Here is a 15153-nt window from a genome sequence, read left to right as displayed (position 1 = left end):
CAATCTACTGACACGACTGTTTCAGTAAGCGATACTAGCCTCGTGCCGACCACGAAGCCAGCCCCGTCCGCGCGCCAGCAGGAACTGCTCGAGCGCGCGTACGCGTACTCGCTCAGCCACGGCCTGGCCGACCTGTCGCTGCGCCCGCTCGCGACCGCGATCGGCTCCAGCCCACGCGTCCTGCTCTTCCTGTTCGGCAGCAAGGACGGCCTGATCCGCGCCCTCCTGGCCCGCGCCCGCGTCGACGAGCTCGAACTGTTGCGGCAGCTCGACGCGCAGTACGACGAACCGCCCGGGCTCACCGTGGTCGCCAGGGAGCTGTGGACGTGGCTGGCCGCGCCCGGACGGCGACCGTTGATGAAGTTCTGGGTCGAGGCGTACGGGCGCTCACTCGTCGCGCCGGAAGGCCCGTGGGCGGACTACGGCCGCTCGACCGTGGACGACTGGCTCGAGCTGCTCAAGGCGAGTCAGCCCGATCCGGGGTCCGCGGAGGCGGAGGCACGTCGGACTGCCGTGCTGGCCATGCTCCGCGGCGCCCTGCTGGACCTGCTGGCGACCGGTGATCTCAAGCGCACGACCAGAGCGGTCGAGGACTACCTAGGAGACTAGTTCGAAGGCGACCACGCGCTTGGCGATGTCGGCCTCGACGAGTCGGACGCGGACCGGCCGGCCCAGCGGCAGAGCCGTCGTACCGGTGATGCGGCCCTCGATCGCCAGCGTGGACAGCACGACGATGCCGCGAGTGTTGTCGCGCTGGTCGACCTCGGTGATGACACCGTCGAACTCGGAACCGACCTCGTCGGCCACCAACCCGGCCTCGACCATGCTGACGATCGACCGCTCGTACGCGTGCGCCCGGCGATCCGCGTCGTCCATGATCTTCGGGATCTCGTCCATCGACTCGCGCACCCAGGCCGGCACCTCGGTGCCCGCGGACAGCGCCACGCAGATCTCCGCCGTCCACCGGTCGACCAGCCGCCGCAGCGGCGCGGTGACGTGCGCGTACTCCGCCTTCATCGCCGCATGCTCCGGCTGCTCCGGCACGCCGTCGGAGAACGCGCTGTACCCGGCGCCGCGGAACAGCACCGTGCACGCCGCCAGCATCGCCGCGTGGGCCGGCACCTTCGGATCCAGGCCGTGGATGAACGCCGCGTACGACGTCCCGTCCGGCCAGTCGATCCCGAGTGCCTTGGCCGTGTTCCCCAGCTTGCGGCGCAGATCCTCGTGCGACTCCGGCAGCGTCCGCAGAATGCCGATCCCGCCGCCCATCATCAGCTGCGCGGCGGCCATCCCGGTGAGTAGCGAGATCTGCGCGTTCCAGCCCTCGACCGGGAGCGGCGCGCGGAACTTCAGACCCCAGCCGTGGTTGGAGGTGACGACCTCCTGGTCCGGGATGGGCAGGTTGACGCCGCCGCGGGCGAGCTCGCGCTGCTCACGGAGCTTGCCGACCTCGCGCAGCAACTGCAGCGACTCCGAGGCGTTGCCGGCGTCGAGATCCTGCTGGACACCGGCGTAGTTGAGCTTGGCCCGCGACTTCACCAGCGCGCGCTCACAGACGACCTTGGTGCCCTCGCCGGCCGCGTCGACCGAGATCGTCCACAGCACGGCGGGACGGACCTGGTCGGGCAGCAGCGAGGCCGCGCCCTCGGACAGCTCCGGCGGGTGCAGCGGGGTGCGCTTGTCCGGGGCGTAGAGGGTCTCGCCGCGGCGGCGGGCCTCGACGTCGATCGGGTCGCCGGCCTGAACGAAGGCGGCGACGTCAGCGATGGCGTAGTACACCGTGTACCCGTCGCCGGCGCGCTCGATGTACAGCGCCTGGTCGAGGTCCATCGAGTCCGGCGGGTCGATGGTGACGAAGTCGAGGTCGGTCCGGTCGAGCTCCGGCAGGCGAGGGGTCTTCGCCGCCTCCAGCGCCGCGGCGACCACCTCGGGCGGGAACTCGGCCGGTACCTCGAGCTCGCGCCGGATGTCCTGCAAGGAGGCGTGAAAGACCTCGGGAACGGGCTCGGCGAAGTGGACCCTCTGCAACGGCACGTGAACTCTCCGTCCTCGTCAACGCACGTCGGTGTGCGTGAGGTCAGAGTAACGAAGAAGGAGGAGCGAGCTCCTCCTTCTTCCCCAGGCAGTGCTCAGACCAGCGACGGTTGCACGTTGAAGGAGCGGAGTGAGGCCAGGCCGTCGGCGTACCAGTGGATCTCGGTGAGAGTTGCCGGGCGCAACTCCATCCGGAACAGTGACGCCATCGGGGCCTGCAGCACCGAGCGGACCATCAGCTTGATCGGCGTGACATGGGTGACGACGACAACTGTCTTACCGGGGTACTTGGCCAGCAACCCGTCTCGCGCCGACCGGGCCCGCCGGGCGCACAGGTCGAAGGACTCACCGCCGGGCGGCGCGACCGACGTCGACTCCATCCAGGCGTTCAGCGCGTCCGGCCACTTCTGCTGGATCTCGGCGAACGTGTGCCCGTCCCAGTCACCGAACGCGACCTCGACCCATCCCTTGTCGACGACCGGCTCGAGCCCGAGACCGGCCGCGACGATCTCAGCCGTCTGCCGCGTCCGCAGCATCGGCGAGGTCACGATCGCGTCCACTCCACCGATCCGGGACAGGTACTCCGCGGCCGCGTGCGCCTGCGCCCGACCGGTGTCGCTCAGCCCGGGGTTGTCACCACCGGAGCCGGAGAACCGCTTCTCCACGGTGTGCGGGGTCTCCCCGTGCCGCAGGAAGATCAACTGCGTCGGCGGCTCGGCCTGCGGACCCCAACCCTGCAACGCCTTCTGCAGGTCCGACGGCTCCTTGACCACGGCCGCAGCCTCAGCGACCGAAGGCTTCAGCGGGATCGGCACGCCGTCCAAGGCCATGTTCGCGAGCGCGTCGGCGGCGGCGTTCTGCGCCCGCGGCACCCAGGTCCACTCGGTCCCGAACGGCGCCAGCCCTTGGGCCTTGATCGCGAGCGGCTGCAGGTCCGGGTGCTTGATCTTCCACCGGCCGGCCATCTGCTCGACCACCAGCTTGGAGTCCATCCGTACCTCGATCGAGGCGTCCGGGGCGTACTCCGCGGCCAACTCGAGCCCTGCGATCAGACCGGAGTACTCGGCGACGTTGTTGGTCGCGATCCCGATTGTCTTCCCGGATTGCGCGATCACCTCGCCGGTCGCCGGGTCGCGGACCAGAGCGCCGTACGCCGCCGGCCCAGGGTTCCCGCGCGATCCACCGTCCGCCTCGACGATCACGTGGCGGTAGGTCATGCGGCGCTCTCCGGCGTCCGAACGAGGATCCGGCCGCACTCTTCACACCGCAGTACGGCGTCCGGCGCGGCAGCCTTGATCCGGTTCAGGTCCGACGGCGCCAGCTCCATCCGGCAGCCCATGCACCGCTTGCCGACCAGCGGCGCGGCACCGATCCCGCCGTTGTGCTCACGGAGCCGCTGGTACTGCGTGACGAGGGCCTCCGGGAGCTCGGCGGCGATCGTGGCCCGCTTGTCGCCGAGCTGCGCGCGCTGCTCGTCGAGCTCCTTGAGCGCGGCGTCGCGGGAGGTCTCCAGCTCGGCCTGCTTGCCGGCGAACGCCTCGGCGCGGGTGCGCAGGTCGGCCTGCACCGCCTCGGCCGCCTCCAGCTTCTCCATCACCTCGAGCTCGGCGTCCTCGAGGTCGGAGATCCGCCGGTCCAGCGAACCGACCTCGTGCTGCAGGTTCTCCAGGTCCTTCGGCGAGGTGACCTGCCCGGAGTCGAGCCGCTGCTGGTTGCGCGCCTTGCGCTGCCGCACCTGCTCGACATCGCTGTCGGCCTTCTTCTGCTCCCGCTGCAGGTCACTGACCTCGGTGTCGGCGGTGACGAGCTCGCGGTCGACCACCGACTTCTCCGCGGCCAGCTCGGCCAGGGCCTGGTGCTCGGGGAGGGATTTGCGTTTGTGGGCGACCTGATCCAGCTGCAGGTCGAGATCCTGCAGGTCCAGCAACTGGCGTTGGACAGCGGGCTCGGCGTTCAGAGTCGGCTCCTTAGTTCGTTCAGTTGTCAGCGCCGCGGACTCAGAGCCGCAGGTTCCACGCGTCCGTACGGAGCGTCGAGATGTGAGTGTCCACGGTACTGCCTTGGTCTGCCAACCCCTCGAGCAGTAGCCGCTCCGCGTCCCGCAGCCACGGCCACTCGCTGGCCCAGTGCGCCACGTCGACCAGCGCGGGCCCCTCGTCGTACGCCCGGGCCTCGGTCGCGGGGTGGTGCCGGAGGTCGGCGGTGACATAGGCGTCGACCCGGGCCGCGCGAACCCGGTCGAACTCCGAGTCGCCCGCTCCCCCGACCACGGCGACGGTCTCGATGATCCGATCAGGATCTCCGGACACCCGTACGCCGTGCTCCGTCCGCGGAAGGTTGTCGGCGACCAGCCGGGCGAAGTCCGTCAGCGGCATCGGCTCCGGGAGTACGCCGACCCGCCCGCCGCCACGCTCACTCGGCAGCACGGCCAGCTCGTAGATGTCGAAGGCCGGCTCCTCGTAGGAGTGGGCTGCCTTCAGCGCTTCGACGACGGCTCGACGGTTCCGGCGCGGCACGAGCATCTCGAGCCGGTTCTCGGCGACCACTTCGATGTCACCGACCTGGCCGATGGTTGGGTTGGCACCGTCGAGCGGCCGGAAGGTCCCTTCGCCGGTCCCGCTCCAGGCTGCTCGTTCGTAGTCCCCGATCCGGCCCGCGCCGGCCTTCGCCAGCGCGTCCAGCATGGCTTGCGTTTCCGCAACGGGAACGAACACGACGAGCTTGTCCATCGGGTCCGACGGCAGGGCCTTGAGCGGACGGGTGTCGCGCAGGCCGAGCGCGGCAGCGAGGGCGTCACTGACACCTGGGTTGGCGTTGTCCGCGTTCGTGTGGCACACGTGCAGAGCCGTGTTGCTCTTGATCAGGTCGTGCACGACGCGGCCCTTCGGCGTCGTACCCGCGACGCTGTGCACCCCGCGCAGCAGGAGGGGATGGTGGGTGACGAGGAGGTCGAAGTCACCGGCGATGGCTTCGTCCACGACGGCCCGCATCGGGTCGACCGCGAACAGAATCCGCCGTACCTGCTGGTCCGGATCCCCGGTCACCAGCCCGACCGCGTCCCAGCTCTCCGCCCAGGCCGGGTCGTACAGCCGATCGAGCACCGCAACCACGTCACCAACCGTCGGATTCACAACCCCCATCCTGCCGCACGGGGTGGCCTACTCGACCCGTGGATCCTGGGTAGGCAGGATCCACGGCGCGAGGGTCAGATCAGCCAGGCAGTGGTGTCGCCCGGCAGCTTGTCGCCCTCGAGCGGACCGCTGGCCAGGACCACCGCGGCCTCGGGGAGCTCGACCGGGGCGGCGCCGAAGTTGGTGATGGACTGCCAGCCGCCGGGCCGGGTGAAGTGCAGGACGTAGTCGCCGCCGTCGGACCAGGTGAGCGAGTTGCCGGTCTGGAGTCCCCGCCGTACGGCGAGAGCCTTGCGGTAGAGGCTCAGCGTCGACCCCGGGTCGCCCTCCTGCGCCTGCACCGAGTACCCGCCGAACCACTTCGGCTGCACCAGGTGCGAGCCACCCGAGCCGAAGCCGAACGACAGACCGTCGACCGTCCACGGGATCGGCACCCGGCACCCGTCGCGGCCCTTCTCCGCACCCTTCGACCGGAAGTACGCCGGGTCCTGCAGGTTCGCCGCCGGCAGCTCGCCGACCTCCTGCAGCCCCAGCTCCTCACCCTGGTACAGGTACGCCGATCCCGGCAGCGCCAACATCAGCAGCACCGCCGCACGCGCGCGCCGTAGGCCCAGCTCGACGTCCACGGTCGGCTCGGTGCCGTTGCTGAGCAGCCACGCCTTCCCGTCCTGCCAGAGGCCGGACGGATCCTTCGGCAACCCGTACCGGGTCGCGTGCCGGACGACGTCGTGGTTGGAGAACACCCAGGTCGAGGACGACCCGTTCTGCTCGGCCAGCGCGAGATTGTCCTCGATCACCTGCCGGAACTTCTCGTACTCCCAGTCCGCCTGCAGCAGGTCGAAGTTGAACGCCTGCCCGAGCCCGTCGGCACTCGCGTACCGGGCCCGGCGCGCGGCCGGCACGAACGCCTCCGCCACCGCCGATCGGGGCGGGTCGTACTCGTTCAGGACCGTCCGCCACTCGCGGTAGATCTCGTGTACGCCGTCCTGGTCCCAGAGCGGATGGGCTCCGTTGGACTCGGACTGCCGGGGCAGCGTGGTCTTCGACGGGAACGGCTCACTCAGGTTCTTCACCAGGGCGTGCGCGACGTCGACGCGGAAACCGTCGACACCACGATCCGACCAGAACCTCAGTGTCGTCAGGAAGTCCGCACGGACCTCCGGGTGCTGCCAGTTCAGGTCGGGCTGCTCGGCCGCGAACATGTGCAGGTACCACTGCCCGTCCTCGACCTGCGCCCAGGCGGAACCGCCGAACACCGAGTCCCAGTCCGACGGCGGCTCGTCACCGTCGCCCTCGCGGAAGATGTACCGGTCCCGGGCCGGCGAGTCCTTCTCGGCGTCCAGCGCCTCGACGAACCACTCGTGCCGGTTGGAGGTGTGGTTCGGCACGATGTCGACGATCAGCTTGATCCCCGTCTCGTGCAGCGCGGCGACGAGCTGGTCGAAGTCGTCGAGCGTGCCGAGCCGCGGGTCCACGTTGCGGTAGTCGTCGACGTCGTACCCGCCGTCGGCCAGGGCGGACGGGTAGAAGGGGCTGAGCCAGACCGCGTCGATACCTAGGGACGCGAGGTACGGAACGCGGCTGACGATGCCCTGCAGGTCACCGATGCCGTCGCCGTTGGAGTCGGCGAAGCTGCGCGGATAGATCTGGTAGACGACGGCCTGGCGCCACCAGTCTCGGTCTGTCGGCTGCGTGCTGGTCAAGAAAGCCTCACTTGGGTCGGAAGGCGCGGGTCCAGGGTTTCCAGGCGGTTGCGGCGACGTTGCCCTCTTGTTTATATAGACTCTAAATTTAGATTCTGCAGTATTCTGCGCTTCCGTTCAACAACAGGTCAAGGGGCTTTCATGGCGAGACCAGCGGCCACTCCGCCCACGGCGACGCCGCCGATGCTGCGCCGGGTCAACGCGGGGAAGCTCCTCGGTGTGCTCGCGAAGGCCGGGGTGATGACAGGGACCGGCCTGATCGAGGCGACCGGGCTGACCCGCGCGACCGTGCACGCGGTCTGCAACGACCTGATCTCGATGGGCTGGGTGGTCGAGCTCGACCCGGGCCGCGACACCTCGGTGGGCCGGCCGTCGCGGCGGTTCGAGTACAACAGCAGCGCGGGGTGCGTGCTCGGGATCGACATCGGCGCGGGCAAGACCACCGTGCTGGTCAGCGACCTGCGCGGCGAGACGATCGCCAAGGTGGTGCGCTCGGTGTCCGGCGACCCGACAGCAGCCGAGCGGACCGAGATCGTGCACGAGACCGTCGTCGAGGCGCTCGAGACCGCGCAGGTGACGGATGCGCAGGTGCTCGCGGCGGGCGCCGGTGTGGCCGCGCCGGTCGACCGGGACGGCAACATCCTGGTCGATGACGAGTTCTGGCGGCGCTTCGATGCCGGTCTGTCCCGGCGATTGACCGAGCTGCACGGCTGGCCGGTCCTGCTGGAGAACGACGCGAACCTTGCCGCCCTGGGCGAGCACTGGCGTGGCGAAGGCCGGAACGTCGGCGATCTCGCCGTACTGCTGGCCAGTGAGCGGTTCGGTTCCGGCCTGATGGACTCCGGCCGACTGCTGCACGGCAGCCGCGGCGGCGCTGGTGAGATGGTCTACCTCAAGCTCGTCGAGGGTGTCGGCGACACCCACGGCATCGCCCGGATCGCCCGCGAACACGGCGCCGCGGCCGTCGCCGACCCGGCCGTGGAAACAGCGCTGCGGACCTTGGCCGCCGACCGACCGGTCACCGCCGAGCTGGTCTTCACCGCCGCGGACGCCGGTGACGAGGTTGCCCTAGGCATCCTCGAGTACGTCGCCGGCCGGACCGCACGGGTGGTGGCCACACTCGGCATCCTGTTCAATCCCGAGCTGATCGTGCTGGGCGGTGCGGTCGCCGCAGGGGCCAAGTCGCTGCTGCCCGAGATCGAGCAGCAGCTGGCCGGCTTCACCAGTACGCCGCCTCGCGTCGCCGTCTCGTCCCTCGGCGACGCGATCGTGTCCGTCGGCGCCGTCCGGCACGCCCTGAACTACGTCGAGCAGAACGCCCTCGACCTGCGTCTCAGCTGCCGTCCCGGGTAAGGGCTCAGCTGCCGCCCCGGGTGAGGGCTCTGGCGATCGCTTCGAGGACGATCAGGTTCCGGCCGGACGTCGTACCCGTGGTGACGCCCTCGGGGACGAGCGCGCGGTCCTCGGGGATGCCGGTGCACAGCACGACGGTGTCCTCGCCGCGGTTCTGCAGCAAGGTGGTCAGCGCTTCGCGCATCCACGGCGTACGTACGGCGTCCTGCACCGCGATCACCAACGGACGACCGGCCGCGGCCTCCGCGGCAAAGGCGATTGCGCCCTCGGACTGTGTGCCGGCGCCTTCGAGCATGCGGTGCTCGCCGCGCAGGACGACGCCGTCCGAACCGGGAGCGATCCGGCCGAAGATCTCCGGAAGCCCACTGAAGTAGGGGTTCCAGGCCGGGTGCAGGCCTTGGGTCAGGTCGACGACGTACGGCGCACCGCCGAGCGCCGGCAGCGTCTGGCTCGCCACCACACGGGTGGCGACCTCGCGGATCGGGGCGCCGTCGAGGCCGGGTTGCCGGGTGCGGGTCTGCAGCGTCGCGGCCAGGGCCCGGACGCGGGCGGCAGCATCGGCGACCCGCTCTGCGTCGAGGGAACCGTTGGTGACGGCATCGACCATGCGGGCGGTGAGCGCGCGCGGGTCGGCGGTGCCGATCGCGATCATGGCGAGATCGGCACCGGCCCGGACCGACGCGACCGCGGCGTCCTCGATCGACTGGTTCTTGGTGATCGCCTGCATCTCCAGCGCGTCAGTGGTGATCACGCCAGTGAACCCGAGCTCCTCGCGGAGCAGTCCGGTAAGCAGGCGACGCGAGAGGGTGGCGGGCTGGTCGTCGTACGCCGAGAAGACGACGTGGGCGCTCATGACCACGTCGGCGCCGGCCGCGATGGTGGCCTTGAACGGTGCGAGCTCGACCTCGGTGACCTGCTCGATGGAGCGATCGACCCGGGGCAGGTCGAGGTGGGAGTCGACGCTGACGTCGCCGTGGCCCGGAAAGTGCTTCGGGCAGGCGGCGATCCCGGCCTCGTGGACACCCTCGACGAAGGCGACGCCGTGCCGCGAGACCAAGTCTGCGGTGGCGCCGAACGAGCGGGTGGAGATGATCGGGTTCGCCGGGTTGCTGTTCACGTCGACCGACGGCGCGAGCATCAGGTCGATACCGAGACTCGCGAGCGTCGCGGCGGCGTCCCGGGCGGACGCGCGGGTCAGATCCACGTCGTCGAGGTCGCCGAGGATCCGCGGCGAGGCCAGCGGCCACGGGTTGGCCGGCGCGAGGTGGCTGAACTCGCCGCCCTCGTGGTCGATCGCGATGACCAGGTCCGGCCGCTCCGCCCGCAGGCTGGCGGTGAGCGCGGCGACCTGCTCGGCGTCGGCGACGTTCCGGGTGAACAGGATGACCGCGCCGAGCCCGCCCGCGACCGCGCGACGCAGGTCGTCCGGTGCGGTGGTCCCGTCGAAGCCGACGATCAGCGCGCCGGCGGCATCCCGATCCAAGTGATCACTCATTCCCACACCCTCTCGCGCCCCGGGTCCTCCCGCCACCCGACTCCACCCTGGCCCTCTCCAACCACCCGCTCAGGCCGGCCGACCCCGGTCGCCGCACCATCACGGACAGCTAATAATTAGCGGCGACGGACACCCAGAGTGCGATCGTTGTCAGGCGTTGTCAGAGTGAATTCTGAGCGTACGCCCGTGGGTTCTGCCCGGATTCCTGCAAATGACCCCTCGCTGTCCGGGCCGACTACGGATAACGTTGTCTCTCGACCTTGACCGCTCTCGACGGAGCCAGACACCGTGACCGTACTGATCACTCACGTCTCCTCGCCCGAGTTGTTCGCCGGCAGCGACGACGATCCGCGCCAGCTGCTGCGGGTGGAACTGACCCGTTCCAGCGGCGACGGCGCGCTGTCCGTGCGCGTCTCCGGCGACGGCGTTTCCGGTGCGGCAGACCTCCCACCGGGCGACGGTCCGATCCGGGTCGAGGTCCCGCTCTCGGTCGCCGACGGGCTGCGCACGCAGTACGGCGCGAGTGTCGCGGCGACCGTGAATGTCTCGGCGGACGGTGTGGACGTGGCGTCGGACAGCGGCACGGTGGTGATCGCCGAGCCGGGCTGGACGATGGTCATGGTGTCGCACTTCCACTACGACCCGGTCTGGTGGAACACCCAGGCGGCGTACACGACCAGCTGGGACCTGCAGGGTCCTGACGGCACCACCCGGCCGGTCTACACGCACAACGCGTTCAGCCTGGTCGACGCGCATCTCAAGCTGGCCCTGCGCGATCCGGCGTACTGCTTCGTGCTGGCCGAGCTCGACTACCTCAAGCCGTACTTCGACACCTTTCCGGAGAACCGCGCGGTCCTGCGCCGGCTGATCGCGGAGGGGCGGGTCGAGATCGTCGGCGGCACCTACAACGAGCCGAACACGAACCTGACCGGCGCCGAGACGACCATCCGCAACATCGTGTACGGCGTCGGGTATCAGCGCGACATCCTCGGCGGCGACCCGCAGAACGCGTGGCAGCTGGACGTGTTCGGCCACGACCCGCAGTTCCCCGGGTACCTGGCCAAGGCCGGGCTGACCGGGTCCGCGTGGGCACGTGGGCCGTTCCACCAGTGGGGACCGCTGCGGCAGGCCTGGGGCGACCCGAAGGCCGGCACTGCGGCGGTCATGCAGTTCCACAGCGAGTTCGAGTGGATCAGCCCGAGTGGGGACGGCGTACTGACGCACTACATGCCGGACCACTACGGCCCGGGCTGGGAGCTGCAGCACGCGCCGAGTGTCGAGGCGGCCGGCGACACGGCGTACCAGCTCTTCGCCACGTTGAAGACGGTCGCGGCAACCAAGAACACGCTGCTGCCGGTGGGTGGGGACTACACGCCGCCGAACAACTGGATCACCGCGCTGCACCACGACTGGAACGCCCGCTACGCCTGGCCGAAGTTCGTCTGCGGTACGACGAAGCACTTCATGGACCGGGTCCGGGCCGAACTCGCCGAGACCGGGCGCCGGCCGTCACCGCAGTCGCGGGACATGAACCCGATCTACACCGGCAAGGACGTGTCGTACATCGACACCAAGCAGGCCCAGCGCGCGGCCGAGGTGGCCGCGGTCGACGCCGAGAAGCTCGGCACGTACGCCGACCTGCTCGGGCTCGGGCGGTTCGCTGAGGCGTCGCTGGACAAGGTGTGGCGGCAGCTCGCCTACGGCGCGCACCACGACGCGATCACCGGGTCGGAGTCGGACCAGGTGTACATCGACCTCGTCACCGGGTGGCGGGAGGCGCACGATCTGTCGGATGCCGCACGCACCGCTTCCTTGGAGGCGTTCGCGGCGCGGATCGACACCTCGGCGTTCGGCGCGCATGCGGTGGTCATCACCAACACGCTGTCGTTCACGCGGACCGACCTGGTCACCGTGCAACTGCCTGATGGCGATGGGCCGTGGCAGATTGTCGACGATGCTGGTGTTGACGTGCCGGCGGTGGTCGAGGGTGAGAAGCTCACGTTCCTGGCGGCTGAGGTGCCGTCGCTGGGATGGCGGACGTACGCGCTGAGGGCCGGCGCCGGCGTTGCTGGTGCTGGCGTTGCTGGTGCTGGTTCTACCGCCGGGGCTGGGGCTGGTTCGGCTGCTGGTGTTTGGGGGCCGGCGGATGCCAGCGAGTCGGTGGAGAACGAGTTCTTCAGTGTGACCGTGGATCCGTCTCGCGGTGGTGGAATCTCTGAGATTGTCGACAAGCGAACCGGTCGACAGGTTCTCAACGGCCTCGGCAACGAACTGCGGGTGTACGAGGAGTATGCAGACCACCCGCGCTTCGGCGAAGGTCCGTGGCACCTGCTCCCGTCGGGTCCGGTGGTCGGCTCGAGCGAGGCGCCGGCGAAGGTCTTCACGCAGACCGGTCCCCTCGGCAGCCGGATCGTCAGCCGTGGGGAGGTCGACGGGATCTCGTACGAAGCCGTCGTCACGGTGTACGACGGCCTCGACCGGATCGAGTTCACGACCCGGATCCTGGACCACGCCCAGTCGGACCGTCTGGTCCGCGTCAAGTTCCCGGCCGATGTCCCGGGTGCCCTCCCGCTGAGCGAGGTCGCTGGAGCTGTTGTCGGCCGCGGCTTCGGCCTCATCGACGTCGACAGCGCCCAGGCCCCGTGGACCCTGGACAACCCCGCCAACACCTGGTTCGGCCTCGGCTCCACCGCCCGCATCGAGCTGGTAGATGCCGCCGGCAACCATGCCGGCGTCCGCCCACTCGCCGTCGCCGAGATCGTCGTACCAGACAACTCCGACCCAGCCGACGTCCGCGACCTGGTAGTAGCCCTGGCCCGAGTAGGCGTCACGGCAACCACATCGACCGTGGGCGGTTCCCGCTACGGCTACCTCAAGGTCGACTCCAACCTGCCCGACCTGCGCATCCTGATCGGCGCGGCTACCTCTCTGCTGGATGAGGAGGTGCTTGGCGAGACCGCGGCGTTTGTCCCGCCGCGGACTGCGTTGGCTGAGGTTTGGCGGCCGAACGCGGATGTGCGAGATGTTCGGGCTATTCCTGCTCTTGTGCTTCCGACCGCGGCCGCTTTCGACACTGCCGTCACGGAGCTTGGCGAGGCTCGGATCACCGCGACCGTTCAGGGCGAGGGTGTGATCGAGGAGTTCGAGGATCGGACTGTTGCGCTGCTGACCTATGGACTGCCTGGGTTTGCGGTGGATGCGACGGGTGCGTTGCATGCGTCGTTGCTGCGGTCGTGTACCGGCTGGCCGTCGGGCATCTGGATCGATCCACCGCGCCGGTCGGCGCCGGACGGGTCGGCGTTCCAGTTGCAGCACTGGACGCACGAGTTCCGGTACGCGTTGACCAGCGGCGAAGGCGACTGGCGCAAGCAGCAGCTGCCGAGCCGCGGCCAGGAGTTCTCCTCGCCGTTGCTCGCGGCAACCACCACCGCGCACGACGGCACCTTGCCGGCGACGCACTCGCTGCTCCAGGTCAGCCCGGAGCGCGACGTGCTGGTCTCCACGCTGAAACCGGCCGGCAACCCCATCGCCCGCGGGTCGGGTGTCCCGGCCGACCCGCGGGACGGCGTCACCCTGCGCTTGATCGAGGCGACAGGCCTGGGGTCGACGGCGACCGTCACCTCGGCCCTCCCGATCACTGGCGCCCACCACGCCGACCTGCTGGAGAACCCGGCCGCCCCGATCGAGGTTGCCGACGGCAACTTCACGGTCGACCTGGCCGGTTCGGTAGTGGACACCTTCGTGCTGGCCGTCGACGGTTCGGCCCCCGCGAACCCCGCCGTACTGGGTCAACCGGGTGAGCTGGCCCAGCCGTCGTACGCGCGCTACTGGCTGCACAACCGCGGACCCGCGCAGATGGGCTTCCTGCCGGTCAGCCTGTCGGTCTCCCCCACCGTGGCACGCACCGCCGGAAAACCGTTCGAGATCTCGATGGTGATCGCGAACCAATACGCCGACACCCCGGCCGAAGGATTGTTGACAATCGGACTCCCGGACGGGTGGACAACTGACCAATCCGATCGTTCACTCCGCCTCGAGCCAGGTGGTTACGTCCGCCACCTCGCGAACGTGACACCACCGGAGAACTGCGAGCCAGGTCAGTACTTCGTCGCCGCCCGGGTCCTCACCAAGACCGACGAGCTCGCCGGTGGTGCCGGTGTCACGGCGGTCGAGGATGTCGTCACGGTGTTCGTGGGCGAGAGCCCGGAACTCACCGCGACCCTCGGCTTCGGGATGCCACCGACCGAAGAGCCGGACCACGGCTCGGGTGCGGTCGAGGGCGAGCCGGGACGACCGACCGGTCTGACCGTGACGCCGTCGACGCAGGACCTGCGGCTGGCGCCCGGTACGTCGGAGACGCTCGAACTGGAGTTCACGAACACAACCTCGTCGGAGATCCGCGCCGAGCTGCAGCTGGCATCGCCGTACGGCACGTGGTCGTGGCTGCCCGAGCCGGTGCGGATGGTCGTCGTACCGCCGAAGTCGTCCATCACCGTTGCCGTGCCGGTGCAGGCTCCGGCGGATGCGACGCCGGCGCATGCGTGGGTGCTGCCGAAGGTGATGTGGTTCGGCCGGGCCCAGTACGCACCCACCGTCCGCCTGGAGATCCAGTGACGGCCGCTGTCACCGTGGGCCACGGTCACGCGCACAGCCACGGGCACGGGCACGGCCACGGGCACGGGCATGGAGATGCCCACAGCCAGGCGCCGGTGGCGCCGCCGGAGGTGATGGCGTACCTCAACGGTGAACCCGTGCCCCGCGAGCTGCTGGACGATCGGCTCGCGGTCCTGCGGGCCGGCGACGCCGCCTGCGTACTCCCCCGACCGGACAGCCGCGAGGGCCGCCAGCTCACCCGCTGGGTCGCCCAGGTCGTCCTCACCGAGCAGCTCTGCCTGGACGAGCTCCGCCGCCACTCCACCGCCACACCCGAGACCCCGGCCGGGCCGCAGGACGTTGCGGAGGAGACGTCGGACGGGTCGTCGGACGCCGCACCGGCGACGCCCGCCGCGCCGCAGGACTCCGCACCGGCGACGCCCTACGGGCGGCGGGACGTTGCTCCAGACCCATCAGCCGGGTCGTCGGACGGTGCCGGGCCGGAGGCGATCGACGTGTCGACGGCGATTGCGGTCGGTTCGATCACGGCTGCGGCACTGGCGGGTTCCGAGGCGGTACGACGGGTTGCCGCGTTGGTGACCGCGGACGTACGGATCGCCGCCGAGCAGTTGGCGTACGCGGCCGACGTACTGGGTGAGGAGCCACCGGCGGATCCCGGTGTACCCGTGGCGGGCTGGCATCGCGAGTTGCTGCAGAGCGCCCGGCTGGAGGCGTTCGCGCGCTGGCTGAACGCGGCCATGCACGAGCGGGTCCAGCTGGTCCGCGGGCTCGAGCACCCGGGCGACAGCAACCAACCTGACAACCTGCACCGGCACTGACGGGG

General features: G+C 69.9%; 10 protein-coding genes. 4 read left to right on the top strand and 6 right to left on the bottom strand.

The genetic code is table 11. The features are described from left to right. Positions 1-42 precede the first annotated feature (42 nt). Entirely contained in the window at positions 43-609 is a 567-nt protein-coding gene (locus tag ACGFIF_RS01930) for a TetR/AcrR family transcriptional regulator (protein WP_393150365.1), read from the top strand. Here ACGFIF_RS01930 and ACGFIF_RS01925 read toward each other — a convergent pair. From ACGFIF_RS01925 to ACGFIF_RS01905, 5 genes are all read right to left on the bottom strand, one after another. Then, the gene (locus ACGFIF_RS01925) at positions 598-2034 is read right to left on the bottom strand and encodes an RNB domain-containing ribonuclease (protein WP_393150363.1); all 1437 of its coding nucleotides are present in this window, start codon (positions 2032-2034) and stop codon (positions 598-600) included. The genes ACGFIF_RS01930 and ACGFIF_RS01925 overlap by 12 nt on opposite strands. Before the next feature lie 95 nt (positions 2035-2129). Further along, complete coding sequence (locus tag ACGFIF_RS01920) at positions 2130-3251, bottom strand: bifunctional RNase H/acid phosphatase (protein WP_393150361.1); 1122 nt, start codon at positions 3249-3251, stop codon at positions 2130-2132. After that, positions 3248-3961, bottom strand: a complete 714-nt coding sequence (locus ACGFIF_RS01915) for a zinc ribbon domain-containing protein (RefSeq protein WP_393150359.1) — start codon at positions 3959-3961, stop codon at positions 3248-3250. The genes ACGFIF_RS01920 and ACGFIF_RS01915 overlap by 4 nt, the downstream gene beginning before the upstream one ends. A 70-nt stretch (positions 3962-4031) precedes the next feature. Further along, the gene (locus ACGFIF_RS01910; RefSeq protein ID WP_393150357.1) at positions 4032-5165 is read right to left on the bottom strand and encodes a Nif3-like dinuclear metal center hexameric protein; all 1134 of its coding nucleotides are present in this window, start codon (positions 5163-5165) and stop codon (positions 4032-4034) included. A gap of 74 nt (positions 5166-5239) precedes the next feature. Beyond that, positions 5240-6868 carry a glycoside hydrolase family 13 protein gene (locus ACGFIF_RS01905; RefSeq protein WP_393150355.1) on the bottom strand — a complete coding sequence of 543 codons (1629 nt, stop codon included), beginning with the start codon at positions 6866-6868 and terminating at the stop codon, positions 5240-5242. A 141-nt stretch (positions 6869-7009) separates the two neighbouring features. Here ACGFIF_RS01905 and ACGFIF_RS01900 point away from each other — a divergent pair, with 141 nt between their 5' ends. Beyond that, positions 7010-8221 (top strand): ROK family protein, encoded by a 1212-nt coding sequence (locus ACGFIF_RS01900; protein ID WP_393150353.1) that lies wholly within the window; start codon positions 7010-7012, stop codon positions 8219-8221. A 4-nt stretch (positions 8222-8225) separates the two neighbouring features. Here ACGFIF_RS01900 and nagZ read toward each other — a convergent pair whose 3' ends face one another. Then, complete coding sequence (gene nagZ, locus ACGFIF_RS01895) at positions 8226-9716, bottom strand: beta-N-acetylhexosaminidase (protein WP_393150351.1); 1491 nt, start codon at positions 9714-9716, stop codon at positions 8226-8228. Positions 9717-10004: 288 nt separating this feature from the next. On the opposite strand from nagZ, the gene ACGFIF_RS01890 reads away from it, so the two are divergent. Both ACGFIF_RS01890 and ACGFIF_RS01885 read left to right on the top strand, forming a co-directional pair. Next, positions 10005-14330 carry an NEW3 domain-containing protein gene (locus ACGFIF_RS01890; protein WP_393150349.1) on the top strand — a complete coding sequence of 1442 codons (4326 nt, stop codon included), beginning with the start codon at positions 10005-10007 and terminating at the stop codon, positions 14328-14330. Beyond that, a complete protein-coding gene (locus ACGFIF_RS01885) occupies positions 14327-15148 on the top strand; it encodes a hypothetical protein (RefSeq protein WP_393150347.1) in 822 nt (273 codons plus the stop codon). Before ACGFIF_RS01890 ends, ACGFIF_RS01885 begins: the two co-directional genes overlap by 4 nt. Positions 15149-15153: the final 5 nt, after the last annotated feature.

It is taken from the genome of Kribbella sp. NPDC049174, assembly GCF_043197365.1.
Lineage (GTDB): Bacteria > Actinomycetota > Actinomycetes > Propionibacteriales > Kribbellaceae > Kribbella.
This window is presented reverse-complemented; position numbering and strand designations above follow the sequence as displayed.

Coding starts and splice junctions, on each gene's coding strand:
- ACGFIF_RS01920 (WP_393150361.1), bottom strand. CDS start 3,251: ATGACCTACCGCCACGTGATCGTCGAGGCGGACGGTGGATCGCGCGGG.
- ACGFIF_RS01900 (WP_393150353.1), top strand. CDS start 7,010: ATGGCGAGACCAGCGGCCACTCCGCCCACGGCGACGCCGCCGATGCTG.
- nagZ (WP_393150351.1), bottom strand. CDS start 9,716: ATGAGTGATCACTTGGATCGGGATGCCGCCGGCGCGCTGATCGTCGGC.